We start from the raw sequence: 12892 nt of genomic DNA, 5'->3' as shown, positions 1-12892 counted from the left end.
CTGGCCGTGTGTGTTAAATTTTGGCCATGCGGTCAGAAATTGAACCGGACGGCCAGAAGCGCCGTTCGTTCATCGAGGAGGCCAGGCGCGCGCAGATCGTGGCGTCGGCCGTGGAGGTGATCGCCGACGTCGGGTTCGCCCAGGCGTCCCTTGCGCGCATCGCCAAGCACGCGGGCATCAGCAAGGGCGTCATCTCCTACCACTTCGCCGGCAAGGACGAGCTGATGGAGGAGGTGGTCACCCGCGCCTACACGGAGGCCGCCGATCACGTGCTGGCGGCGATGGAGGGCGTGGAGGGGGCCGGCGCCCTGCTGCGGACGTACTTCGTCGCCAACGCCGCGCACATGCGCAAGCACCGCTCGAAGATCCTGGCGCTCGGCGAGATCTTCAACAACCTGCGCGGCGCCGACGGCAAACCCCGCTACGGCGTGCACACCAGCGAGGAGATCTACCGGGCAATCGAGATGATCTTCCAACTCGGGCAGCGCACCGGCGAGTTCAGGGACTTCGACCTCCGCGTCATGTCCGTCTCGGTGTCGGCCGCCATGGACAGCATGTTCGGCTACTGGGCCGCCTATCCCGACCACGACCTCGACGCGCACGCGCGCGAACTCGCCGACCTCTTCGAAAGGGCATGCAGGATATGAAGACCGAGCCGAGGACCCGGCTCCACTCGATCGACAACCTGCGGATCGTGCTGACCGCGCTGGTGGTGGCCCACCACGCCGCGGTCACGTACGGGAACATCCCCCTCTGGTTCTACACCGAGCCCGCCAAGGACCCGTCGGGGGTCGCGCTCGACATCCTGGTGGTGTTCAACCAGGCGTTCTTCATGGGGTTCTTCTTCCTCATCTCCGGCTTCTTCACCCCCGGCTCGTACGACCGCAAGGGCTCGCGCGCCTTCGTCCGGGACCGGCTGGTGCGGCTGGGCGTCCCGTTGCTCGTCTTCCTCGTCCTGCTGCGGCCGCTGGTGAACTTCGGCGGGCTCGCGCAGCGCCCGGACCTGCCCTACTGGCAGTACTACCTGGGTTCGTGGGACCCGGGGCCCATGTGGTTCGCCGAGGTGCTGATCGTCTTCGCGCTGGTGTACGCGTGGTGGCGGAGCCGGCGGCCGGCGGCCGATCCGCGCCCCGAGCCGCTGCGGCTCCGGTCGGTCGTGCTGTTCGTCCTGGGCCTGTCCCTCGCCACGTTCCTGTGGCGCCTCCCGGTGCCGACCGGCACGTACGTGCCGGTGCTCGGGCTGCCGACGCCGGACTTCCTCCCGCAGTACGTCGCCATGTTCGCCCTCGGGTGCGCGGCCTTCAGGCGCGGCTGGTTCGAGACGCTGCCCGCGCGGGCGGGGCACCTCGGGTTCGTCGTGGCGGGTGTGTCGAGCACCGTGCTGCTGCCGCTCTCGCGGATGACCGGCGGGCAGCTCTCGTCGGCGCTGACGGCCACCTGGGAGTCGGCCTTCGCGGTCAGCATGATCATCGGGCTGTCAGTGCTCTTCAGGGAGCGCTTCGCCGAACAGGGGCCGCGCGGGAGGTTCCTGTCCGACCACGCCTTCACCGTCTACATCATCCACCCGCTCGTGCTGGTCGCCATCGGCTACGCGCTGCGCCCGCTGGAGGCGGTCGCGGTCGTCAAGTTCGCGATCATGCTGGTGGTGGCGCTGCCGCTGTGCTGGTCGCTGGCGTACCTGGTGCGGTCGCTGCCGGGGGCGAAGCGGGTCCTCTGAGCATCTCAGGCAGGGGGGCGGGGTGGCCGTCGCGGACGCACACGTACGTGACCGTCCCGACGGCCACCACCACGTCCCCGCGCCGCATCGTGAACGTCATCGTGATCGACGTGGTGCCGACCCTGGCCGGCGCGCTCTCCACGGCCAGCACGTCGCCGAGGCGGGCGGGCGCGTGGTGCTCGCACCCGCTCGCCTTGACCACCAGGTCGGCGCCCTCCCGCCGGAGCCGGTCGTAGCCGCCGCGGGCCCCGATCCAGTCGAGGAACGCGTCCTCGATGTACTCGTAATAGCGGGAGGCGTGCATCATGGCCTGCGCGTCGCAGTGCCTCGGTCGCACCGGCAGGTGGGAGATCACGACGGGATCGCTCACCCGTCGTAGAAGGAGTCGAGGGTCTTGCCGTGGCGCTCCTCGACGGCCTTGCGCTTGATCTTGAGGCTGGCCGTCAGCTCGCCCGTCTCCACGGTGAAGTCCTCCGCCAGGATCGCGAACTTCTTGACCGTGGCGTAGCTGGCCTGGTCGGCGTTGACCTGGTCGATGGCCCGCCCGACCTCCTCGCGCACGCGCGGGTGCTCGCGCAGCTCCTCGGGGTCGGACGGCAGCCCCTCGGCCTGGGCCCACGGCTTGACGACGTCCATGTCGAGCGTGACCAGCGCCGTGACGTAGTTGCGCCGGTCGCCGTGCACGAAGACGTGCGACGCGTACGGGCAGGCCGCCTTGATCCGGCCCTCCAGGTACGTGGGCGCGACGTACTTGCCGCCCGAGGTCTTGATCAGCTCCTTCTTGCGGTCGGTGATGCGCAGCCGTCCGGCCTCGTCGAGTTCGCCGATGTCACCGGTGTGCAGCCAGCCCTCCTCCAGCGCCCCGGCCGTCTCCTCCGGCAGCCCGTGGTAGCCGCGCATGATGCCGCGCCCGCCGATGAGGACCTCGCCGTCGTCGGCGATGCGGACCTCGGTGCCGGGCAGCGGCGGCCCGACCGTGCCGAACTTCACCGACTCCGGCCGGTTGAGGAAGCTGCCCGCCGACGACTCGGTCAGCCCGTACCCCTCCATGATCGTCAGGCCCGCCGCGTCGAAGAACTCGGCGATGTCCTGCGAGAGCGGCGCGGCGCCGGAGATGAAGAAGCGGATCCGGCCGCCGAACCGGTCGCGGAGCTTGGCGAAGACCAGGCGGTCGGCCAGGGCGTGCTCGATCCGGGTGGTGACCGGGATGTCCGCCCCGCGCTGGCGGGCCCTGACGACCCGGATGCCGGTCCGCTTCGCCCAGTCGAAGATGCGCAGCTTGATCCCGCCCTCGCGGCGCACGGTGGCCACGACCGTGTTGTGGATCTTCTCGAAGATGCGCGGCGCGGCGGCCATGAACGTCGGCTTGACCACGCCGAGGTTCTCGGCGATCTTGTCGAGGCGGCCGTCGATCGCGGTCGGCACGCCGATGTCGATCATGACGACCTCCAGCAGCTTGCCGAACGAGTGCGACAGCGGCAGCCACAGGAAGTGCAGGTCGGACTCGGAGAGTATGCCGAGCCCGCGGACGGCCTCGGAGACGTAGAGCCAGTTGTCGTGGGTCAGCTCCACGCCCTTGGGGCGGCCGGTGGTGCCCGAGGTGTAGATGAGGGTGGCCAGGTCGCCCCGGGCGATGGCGTCCACCATGGCGTCGTAGTCGCCCTCACCGCTGAGGGAGGCGAGCGTGACCACCCAGCCGTCGTCGCTGGGCGAGCCGTCGACGACCACGACGTGGGTGACGTCGGGCAGCTCCTTCTGGACGGACCTGAGCTTGGCCACCTGGTCGTCGTTCTCGGCGATGACGATCGTGCTGCCGGAGTCGGTGATGACGAACGCCGACTCGGCCCCCGTGTTGGACGGGTAGATCGTGGTCGTGGCCGCTCCGGTCGCCAGTACCGCGAGGTCGGCCAGGATCCACTCGACCCGGGTCGAGCAGAGGATCGACACCCGCTTGCCGGGCCCGGAGCCCAGCCCGGCCAGGCCCAGGGCCAGCCCGCGCACGCGGTCGCCCACCTCGCGCCACGACAGCGAGGCCCAGCCGTCGTCCGAGGGGAATCGGTACGCCTCCGCGTCGGGGGTCGCCGCGATCCGATCGCGCAGCAGGGACGGAATGCTGGACATGCCTGAACCTCCTGGACGGTGTTGACGCCGACTCTAAAAGCAATCCCACCATTTGGGATAGACCAGAGCGCCGCGTGCTTTCCGTCTCAGGGGCGTTTGAAGGCGGACAGGAGCCGGTCGGCCGCGAGCGCGGGCGTCAGCTCCCCCGCCAGGACCTCCCGCTCGATCTCCTCGGTGATCGCCGCCACCTCGGGGTCGTGGCGCAGCTCGGACAGCAGCCGGTCGCGCACCAGCGTCCACGTCCACCCGACCTGCTGCCCGCGGCGCTTGGCGGCCAGGTCGATCGACTCCTGGTGGGTCAGCACGTGCCGCCAGAGCTTGTCCAGCCCGTCGCCGGTGAGCCCGCTGCACGTGAGCACCGGCGGCGGCGTGGAGTCGGAGCGGAGCATGCGCAGCGCGCCCGCCAGCTCCCGCGCGGCCTTCCTGGCGGGCAGCTCGTGCTCGCCGTCGGCCTTGTTGACCGCGATGACGTCCGCGAGCTCCAGCACGCCCTTCTTGATGCCCTGGAGCTGGTCGCCGGTGCGGGCCAGCGTGAGCAGCAGGAACGTGTCCACCATGTCGGCCACCGCGGTCTCCGACTGGCCCACGCCGACGGTCTCGACCAGCACGACGTCGAAGCCGGCGGCCTCCACGACGACCATGGCCTCCCTGGTCGCCTTGGTGACGCCGCCCAGGGTGCCGGAGGTGGGCGAGGGGCGGATGAACGCGGCGGGGTCGACCGACAGGCGGGCCATGCGGGTCTTGTCGCCGAGGATGCTGCCGCCCGTCCTGGTGGAGGAGGGGTCGACGGCCAGGACGGCCACCTTGTGGCCCTGCGCGGTCAGCATCGTGCCGAGCGCGTCGATGAACGTGGACTTCCCCACGCCGGGCACGCCGGAGATCCCGATCCGGCGCGCGTGGCCGGACAGCGGGGTGAGCTCGACGAGCAGGCGCTGCGCCAGGACGTTGTGGTCGGGCCTGGTCGACTCGACCAGCGTGATCGCGCGGGCGATCCACGTACGGGACCCGGCCCGTACGCCTCGGGCGTAGTCCTCCAGCGAGTGCACCCGGCTTACCCCTTTCTTCCCAGTTGATCAGCTAATCTCTGACAATTCTTGACTTTTGCCAGTAGGGTGCTGGAGTTCTGATCTCAGCCGTCACAGGAGTCACTCCCCTCATGCCCAACGTCGAACCCCTCCGCGAGGGCGACCCGGCAACGGTGGGACCCTACCGGCTGGTCGGTCGGCTCGGCGCGGGCGGCCATGGTGTCGTCTACCTCGGCCAGGCCCGCAACGGAACCCCGGTCGCCGTCAAGGTGCTGCGTGAGGGGCTCTCCGTCGACGGCCGCCTCGCCACGGAGATCGCCGCCGCGCGCAAGGTCGAGCCGTTCTGCCTCGCGCAGGTGCTCGACGCCTCGACCAGCGGCAGGCCGTACATCGTGTCCGAGTACGTGGACGGACCCTCCCTCCAGCAGGTCGGCCGGCTCGGCGGGGCGGAGCTGCAGCGGCTCGCCGTGGCGACCGCGACCGCGCTGGACGCCATCCACCAGGCCGGCGTCGTGCACGGGGACTTCAAGCCGGCGAACGTCCTGATCGGGCCCGACGGGCCGCGGGTGGTGGACTTCGGCATCGCCGGGGCGCTCGGCACCGGCGTGAAGGCGACCGGCACCTTCGTCGGCACGCCCGCGTACATGGCGCCCGAGCAGCTCGCCGGGCAGGCGGGCGGGGCGGCGTCGGACGTGTTCGCGTGGGGATCGGTGATGGTCTCCGCGGCCACGGGGGTGCCGCCGTTCGGGGACGACTCGCTGCCCGCGGTGATCAACCGCATCCTGAAGGACGAGCCGCGCATGGGCGAGCTGCGCGGGCCGGTACGCGAGATCCTGCTGGCCTGCCTGGCCAAGGATCCCGGCTCCCGCCCCGCGATGCGTGACGTGCTGCTGCGGCTGACCGCGCCGTCCCGCCAGCAGACGGCCCCGTACCAGACCCAGCCCCACAGGCCCGATCCCCCGCTGGCGGCCTGGCAGGACACGCCCGACGCCACCCTCGACCAGGACACGCCGCCGCGCCGGGCCCGCACCCAGGAGCCGGCCGCGGAGCAGCCCGCGGCCCCGCTGCCGCGCCGGACCTCGCGCCAGAGCCACGGCACCGACCCCCAGTCCCTGGGCCGGCCCGTGGCGGGCCAGCCCGTGTCGGGACAGCCCGTGGCGGGCCAGCCCGTGGCGGGCCAGCCCGTGGTGGGGCAGCCCGCTCCGCCCGCGCACCACGGCCAGGGCCCGCACTTCGGCCAGAACGCACCCGCACATCTGGACCAGGGCCAGCCCTTCGGCCAGGCCGCGCCCGCCCACGTCGATCAAGGCCCGCACTTCGGCCAGGGCTCGCCCGCGCACTTCGACCAAGGCGCGGCCGCGCACCACCAGGGTGCGACCGCGCCGCACGGCCAGGGACCGGGGACGTTCCCGATGGCGGCTCCGGTCGAGGCCCCGGTTCCCCCCGCCTTCCAGCACCACGCGCCCGCCGAGCCGCCGCCGGGCTTCCCGCCCGCCGAAGGGCCGGGCGCCGCGCAGGTCGTGGCCGAGCCGTCGGTGGCCCAGCACTCGGCGCTGGTCGACCTCCTCGTGCCGGGCACGCCCCAGCCCCAGGCCCCGCCCCAGGCGCCCGAGCCGCCGCGGCGGTCCGGGCGGCGGCGGGTGAAGATCGTGCTCGTCGCGGGCGTCGCCGGCGTGTCCGTGCTGGCGCTGGCCGGCGCCATCATGTGGCTCACCCCCACCACGCCCACCCCCAAGGCCAAGAACGTCTCCGACGTGACCACCGCGCCCACGACCGAACCCACCGCTGGGGCAGCAACCACGCCAACCACGCGCCCGAGGCGCTCGCGTACCCCCAGGCCCAGCCCGCAGACCGTCGGCACCCCGAGCAACGTCCCGACGGCGGGATCGACGACGGACTCGACCGGGGACCCGACCGGCACCCCGACGGCGAGTGCCACGCCCGCCGCCGGTCGGCTCAGGCTCGTCTACGTCCGCCCTGGCGGCGCGAAGAACGGCGACTGCTGGACCGGCGGCGAGGTCACGCTCCAGGCGATGGTGCAGCGCACGGGCCTGCCGCTGACCTTCCGCTACACCTGGTACATCGACAACGTCGCCGTGGGCCGCTCGTCGGCGCTCGTCACCGAGAACGGCCAGCGCTTCCTGACCTCGCCGCAGAGCCTCAAGAGCACGGGCGGCGTCCATCGCGTCACGCTCCGGATCACGTCCCCGGTCGCCACCCAGCGGACGATCTCCGTCACGATGTGCGACCGGGGAACTTACTGACGGTTCCTCAGCTGGTCGAGCAGGTCGAGGGCGGCGTCGGCGATCACCGTGCCGGGCGGGAAGATCGCGGCGGCGCCCGCGGCCCGCAGCTCGTCGTGGTCGCCGGGCGGGATGACGCCGCCGACCACGATCATGACGTCGCCGGCGTCGAGGTCGGCCAGCGCCCGGCGTAGCGCGGGCACCAGCGTCAGGTGGCCGGCGGCCAGCGACGACACGCCCACGATGTGCACGTCGGCCTCGACCGCCTGCCTGGCGACCTCCTCCGGCGTCTGGAACAGCGGGCCGACGTCCACGTCGAAGCCGAGGTCGGCGAACGCGGTGGCGATCACCTTCTGGCCGCGGTCGTGCCCGTCCTGGCCCATCTTGGCCACCAGGATGCGCGGGCGGCGGCCCTCGGCCCGCTCGAAGTCGGCGCACGCCCGGCGGACGCGCTCGATGTTGTCGGAGGGGCCTGACTCGTCGCGATACACCCCAGAGATGGTACGTACCTGCTCGGCGTGCCGGCCGAACACCCGCTCCAGGGCGTCGGAGATCTCGCCCACGGTCGCCTTGGCCCGGGCGGCGTCCACGGCCAGCTTGAGCAGGTTGTGCTCCAGGCCAGGCGCGGGGTTGTCGGCGGCCTTGGTAAGCGCGTCGAGCGCGCGCTGCACGGCGCCGGGGTCGCGTTCGGCCCTGAGCCGGGCCAGCTTGTCGAGCTGCTGGGCGCGCACGGCGCTGTTGTCGACCTTGAGCACCTCGACGGCCTCGTCGCTCTCGGCGCGGTACTTGTTGACGCCGATCACGGGCTGGCGGCCCGAGTCGATGCGGGCCTGCGTACGGGCGGCCGCCTCCTCGATGCGGAGCTTGGGCAGGCCCGCCTCGATGGCCCTGGCCATGCCGCCGGCGGCCTCGACCTCCTGGATGTGGGCCCAGGCGCGTTCGGCGAGGTCGTGGGTGAGGCGCTCGACGTAGTAGGAGCCGCCCCACGGGTCGATCACCTTGGTGGTGCCCGACTCCTGCTGGATGAGCAGCTGGGTGTTGCGGGCGATGCGGGCGGAGAAGTCGGTGGGCAGCGCGAGCGCCTCGTCGAGGGCGTTGGTGTGCAGGGACTGCGTGTGGCCCTGGGTGGCGGCCATGGCCTCGACGCAGGTGCGGGCCACGTTGTTGAAGACATCCTGCGCGGTCAGCGACCAGCCGGAGGTCTGGGAGTGCGTACGGAGGCTCAGCGATTTCGGATTTTTCGCGTTAAATCCAGAAACCAGGTTGGCCCACAGCAGCCGGGCGGCCCTGAGCTTGGCGACCTCCATGAAGAAGTTCATGCCGATGCACCAGAAGAACGACAGGCGCGGCGCGAACCGGTCGACGTCCATCCCGGCGCCGACCCCGGCCCGCAGGTATTCGACGCCGTCGGCCAGCGTGTAGGCCAGCTCCAGGTCGCACGTCGCCCCGGCCTCCTGGATGTGGTAACCGGAAATGCTGATGGAGTTGAATTTCGGCATCTTCTCGCTCGTATAAGCGAAAATATCCGAAATGATCCGCATCGACGGCGCCGGGGGATAAATGTAGGTGTTGCGGACCATGAACTCTTTGAGGATGTCGTTCTGGATGGTCCCCGCGAGCTGCTCCGGCGCGACGCCCTGCTCCTCGGCCGCCACGATGTAGAGCGCGAGGACGGGCAGCACGGCGCCGTTCATGGTCATCGACACGGACATGCGGTCGAGCGGGATGCCGTCGAACAGCTGCCGCATGTCGTAGATGGAGTCGATCGCCACCCCGGCCATGCCCACGTCGCCGGCCACGCGCGGGTGGTCGGAGTCGTAGCCCCGGTGCGTGGCCAGGTCGAAGGCCACCGACAGGCCCTTCTGCCCGGCGGCGAGGTTGCGCCGGTAGAAGGCGTTGGAGTCCTCGGCCGTGGAGAAGCCCGCGTACTGGCGGATGGTCCAGGGCTGGTTGACGTACATGGTGGGGTACGGGCCGCGCAGGTAGGGGGCCACGCCCGGGTAGGTGCGCAGGAAGTCGATGCCCTCGAGGTCGTGGGCCGTGTAGAGCGGCTTGACCCCGATGCCCTCCGGCGTCTCCCACACCTCACCGGCGTGCTTCTGCGCCTGCGGCCCGTCCTTGGGCAGGGCGTTGAGCGGGATGCCGGAGAAGTCCGGGATCATCGGGTCACCTCCAGGTCGTCGAAGGTCTCGCGGAGCACGGCCAGCGCGTCGCAGCCCGCGTAGAGGTTTCCGTCCACGCCTTCGTACTCCCCCTTCCCCGCCAGCCAGACTTTCCTCGCACCGGCCTTGCGCAGTGCGGTGGCGACGGCGGCGGCGTGCTGGGCGTAGAGCTTGTCGGTCGAGCACAGGCAGGCGACGGAGGCGCCGCTCACGGCGAACGCGGTGGCGATCTGCTCGGGATCGGCCCCGGGACCGGCGGTCTCGGTGTCCAGCCCGCCCGCCTGGAACAGGTTGGCGGCGAACGCGGCCCGCGCGGTGTGGGCGGCCACGGGCCCGATCGTGGCGAGGAACACCGTGGGCCGCTGGGGTCGCGCGTCGGCCAGGTCGCGCAGGGCCTCGAACTCCTCGGCGTAGCGGACCCGGGGCAGGCCGCCCGTCTCGGAGGCGGCCTGCGCGGGCGTGGGCGGCCGTACCGGCTTCTCGTGCACGTTCGGGAACTCGCTCACGCCCGTGATGGGCAGGCGGCGGTGGGCGACGTCGTCGGCGCGGCGGGCCCGGGTGGCGGCGATCCGGTCCGCCACGAGCCCGGCGGCCCGGGTGATCCCGCCGGCCGCCTCGATCTCCTGGAACCAGGCCCACGCGCGTTCGGCGAGGTCGGCGGTGCGGCGCTCGACGTACCAGGAGCCGCCGGCGGGGTCGATGACGCGCCCGAGGCCCGACTCCTCCAGCAGCAGCGCCTGCGTGTTGCGGGCGATGCGCCGCGAGAAGGCGTCCGGCAGCCCGAGGCAGGCGTCGAACGGCTGCACCGTGACCGCCTCCGCGCCGCCGACGCCGGCGGCGAAGCAGGCCAGGGTGGTGCGCAGCATGTTCACCCAGGGGTCGCGGGCGGTCATCATGGCCGAGCTGGTCACCGCGTGCTGCCGCTGGCCGCCGTGCCCGGCGGCGTCACACACCTCGGCGACCCTGGCCCACAGCCGGCGGGCCGCGCGCAGCTTGGCGATGGTGGCGAACTGGTCGGCGGTGGCGGCGTACCGGAACTCGATCTGCCCTAGCGCTTGCTCGACAGAGAGCCCGCCGTCCGTCAGCGCCCGCAGCTCGGCGACTCCCTGGGCGATCGAGCAGCCCAGCTCCTCGGCGTCGCTGCCGCCCGCGTCGTGGTAGGGGGTGGCGTCGACGGTGACGGCCCCGAGCCCCGGGAACCCGTCGACGCAGCGCCTGGCCAGCTCCAGCCCGGGACCTCCAACGGCGGAGGCGCCCAGGTTGCCCCGCACGGCGCTCCCGCGCCCGAACAGGACCTCGGCGGCCTCGCGTACCCGGTCCCCGGCCTCCAGCACGACCGGCGCCAGGTCGAGGTAGACGTCCTTGATCACGGCGCCCAGCGCGTCCACCGGAATGGCGCCGTCCCCGACGACGAGCCACAGCGAGGTGACCCCGTTCTCCAGGTCGGCCAGCACCGCCTCGGGGTCGGCCACGGCGTGCCGCTGGCGCACCTCCCAGCCGGGAGTGCCGCGGGCCCCGCGCACGTACGGCGCCTCGCCGGGCAGCCCGGGATCGCCGGGCAGGTCGTCCAGGTCGTAGAGCGGCGCGACCGTCACCCCGTCATAGGTGGCGGTGGACAGCGCCTCCTCCGGCGCCTCCGTCTCGATGCCCGACTTGCGGAGGACCTCGACCGCCAGCGCCCGCCAGCCGTCTCGCGAGATGGACTCGAACCCCGTGGCCAGTTCCATGGTCGGATACTAGGCGGAGCTCCGGAGGCGCGGTAACCCCGGGTCCACCCCAGGCTCGGTGTGTCGCCGACCCCGGTCCACCCCAGATTCAGGGCCCAAAATTCAGGGCCCAGATTCAGGACGCGGGCGCCTCCCACGTCAGCCGCCACGTCAGGGGGCCCACGACGCCGTCGTCCTCGAGGCCCTGCCGCCGCTGGAACCTGCGGCACACCTCGCGCGACCCGGAGCCGTACGCCCCGTCCACGGCCAGGTCGAAGCCGCGCTTCTTCATCTGCGCCTGCCAGGTGCGCACGTCCTCGCCGTGCATGACCGGCGGATACTTCAGCAGCCGCCCGGGAAACGGCGGCGCGGCCGGCTCCGTGGGCGGGGTCCCGCCCGGCCGGGGCGCGCCCCGCCGGATCCAGTCGTAGAGCGGGTCGCCGGGGCAGTCGGTCGAGTAGCCGTCGCGGTGCCCCTTGATCTCCTTGCCCGCGCGGCCCTTGTCGCGCAGGTACTGGACGGCGTCCAGGATCGCGTGCAGCACCCCGTCGGGCGGCTGGACGAGCCCCGCGTTGCCGACGAGCCCCAGCACCGCGTAGTGGCCGGCGTTGAGCCCCGGGCCGTTGGCGGCGGGCAGGTGGTGCAGACCCCGTCCCTCGAACACCTTGCGGTGCGGGCAGGCGACCATGGTGTTGCCGGTGAAGTAGACGGTCCCCTCCCGGCGGGCCAGCCAGCTCTGGTTCTCGGTCCGGGGACACCAGATCCGGCCGCGGTAGGTCTCCCTCCGGATCCTCAGGGCCGTCCGGGGCATGACGGAGTGCCGGCGCCGGATCGTGGTCAGCCACATGCCCGTCTCGGGCAGGCGGCTCATGGCCGCTCCCGACCCCGACAGCAGCGCGGCGAACATGAACGCCTCCGCCGCCGCCCGGTCCTCGCGGGCGAGCCTGTCGCGCCCGGCGTCGCCCGCCGTCAGGGAGGTCTCCAGGAACAGGGAGAGCTGGGCCCGGGTCAGCGACAGGAGGAATGCGTACCCCGGCACCCTGCCGGGCGCCACCTCGACCAGCTGCCGTCCGGCGTCGGCCGGGAGCCGGAACTCGACGAGATCGCCCTTGACCGTCTCCCTCCAGCGGGACGCGCCCGCGGCGGGAGGGCCGAAGGCCCCGTGGAGCGCGGCGCGGACGCGCATGAGATGGGCCGGGTCCCGCCGCGACCGGTGGATCGCGACCCCGCTCGCGCTCGACGCGCCCTCGGCCGCGAACCACGCGACCAGCTCCACGAAGGCGTCCGACCACTTCGCCTCGGCCGGCAGGTCGGCGCAGGGCACCGCGACCGGGATGCGGTCCCGGTGACCGATGGTCTCGGTGGTCACCCAGAGGCGCCGCGTGTCCTCCCCCGCCTGGCGCTCCACGGGCCAGCGGTGATGGGGGGTGGTCAGGGAGGAGTGGGCGGGCCCCTCCATCCGGATCATCTCCCGCTCCATCGCGGGGAACACGCACACCTCCAGCACGGGCTGCCACTCGGACATGCCCGTGTCGTGGTCGAGCGTGAGCGCGACGTCGCCCGCGCGCAGGTCCCGGTACGACTTCCAGCCCTGCCGGGTGAGGAGCTCGGTCTCCTCGTCGACGCAGTAGCCGATGTCGATCCAGCCATTGTCGTCCATGTGGAACGCCTGGATCGACCGCACCAGCGAGACGCACCCGCTGTGGTCGGAGACGATGCCGGGGTCGACCCTGCCGCCCGTGTAGTGGACCTTCACTCCCTTGGTGGAGTCGAGCTGCGTGTAGTCGCCGCGCGGCGAGCGGGCGTTCCAGTCTTTGCGTAACACCAGGTCGATGGCCACGGTGAGCTCCGAGAGTCGCTGTCGAGACCACCGAGCGTAACGCGGAGCATGCGGACGGGTCCTGAAGTTGGGTGATTT

General features: G+C 72.1%; 9 protein-coding genes. 3 read left to right on the top strand and 6 right to left on the bottom strand.

Going from position 1 to position 12892, the window contains the following annotated elements; all coding sequences use genetic code 11:
- The first annotated feature begins 26 nt into the window (after positions 1-26).
- Together AB0J87_RS10625 and AB0J87_RS10620 are read left to right on the top strand one after the other, a co-directional pair.
- Positions 27-647 carry a TetR/AcrR family transcriptional regulator gene (locus AB0J87_RS10625; protein WP_363964086.1) on the top strand — a complete coding sequence of 207 codons (621 nt, stop codon included), beginning with the start codon at positions 27-29 and terminating at the stop codon, positions 645-647.
- Complete coding sequence (locus tag AB0J87_RS10620; protein WP_363964084.1) at positions 644-1717, top strand: acyltransferase family protein; 1074 nt, start codon at positions 644-646, stop codon at positions 1715-1717. The genes AB0J87_RS10625 and AB0J87_RS10620 overlap by 4 nt, the downstream gene beginning before the upstream one ends.
- Here AB0J87_RS10620 and AB0J87_RS10615 read toward each other — a convergent pair.
- From AB0J87_RS10615 to meaB, 3 genes are all read right to left on the bottom strand, one after another.
- On the bottom strand, positions 1635-2087 hold the full coding sequence (locus tag AB0J87_RS10615; RefSeq protein WP_363964082.1) for a thioesterase family protein: 453 nt from the start codon (positions 2085-2087) through the stop codon (positions 1635-1637). The two genes, AB0J87_RS10620 and AB0J87_RS10615, sit on opposite strands and share 83 nt — an antisense overlap.
- Positions 2084-3838: a long-chain fatty acid--CoA ligase gene (locus tag AB0J87_RS10610; RefSeq protein ID WP_363964080.1), complete on the bottom strand. Its 1755-nt coding sequence runs from the start codon at positions 3836-3838 to the stop codon at positions 2084-2086. Before AB0J87_RS10610 ends, AB0J87_RS10615 begins: the two co-directional genes overlap by 4 nt.
- Positions 3839-3924: 86 nt before the next feature.
- Positions 3925-4884, bottom strand: a complete 960-nt coding sequence (gene meaB, locus AB0J87_RS10605; protein ID WP_357727993.1) for a methylmalonyl Co-A mutase-associated GTPase MeaB — start codon at positions 4882-4884, stop codon at positions 3925-3927.
- Between the two features lie 110 nt (positions 4885-4994).
- On the opposite strand from meaB, the gene AB0J87_RS10600 reads away from it, so the two are divergent.
- Positions 4995-7127, top strand: a complete 2133-nt coding sequence (locus AB0J87_RS10600; RefSeq protein WP_363964077.1) for a protein kinase — start codon at positions 4995-4997, stop codon at positions 7125-7127.
- Here AB0J87_RS10600 and scpA read toward each other — a convergent pair.
- The 3 genes from scpA to AB0J87_RS10585 form a co-directional block, all read right to left on the bottom strand.
- A complete protein-coding gene (scpA, locus tag AB0J87_RS10595; RefSeq protein ID WP_363964075.1) occupies positions 7121-9268 on the bottom strand; it encodes a methylmalonyl-CoA mutase in 2148 nt (715 codons plus the stop codon). The two genes, AB0J87_RS10600 and scpA, sit on opposite strands and share 7 nt — an antisense overlap.
- The gene (locus AB0J87_RS10590; protein WP_363964073.1) at positions 9265-10995 is read right to left on the bottom strand and encodes a methylmalonyl-CoA mutase subunit beta; all 1731 of its coding nucleotides are present in this window, start codon (positions 10993-10995) and stop codon (positions 9265-9267) included. Before AB0J87_RS10590 ends, scpA begins: the two co-directional genes overlap by 4 nt.
- A 115-nt stretch (positions 10996-11110) precedes the next feature.
- Complete coding sequence (locus tag AB0J87_RS10585) at positions 11111-12814, bottom strand: peptidoglycan-binding protein (RefSeq protein WP_363964071.1); 1704 nt, start codon at positions 12812-12814, stop codon at positions 11111-11113.
- Positions 12815-12892: the final 78 nt, after the last annotated feature.

Source organism: Nonomuraea sp. NPDC049625, assembly GCF_040675285.1.
GTDB classification, from domain to species: Bacteria; Actinomycetota; Actinomycetes; order Streptosporangiales; family Streptosporangiaceae; genus Nonomuraea; species Nonomuraea angiospora_A.
This window is presented reverse-complemented; position numbering and strand designations above follow the sequence as displayed.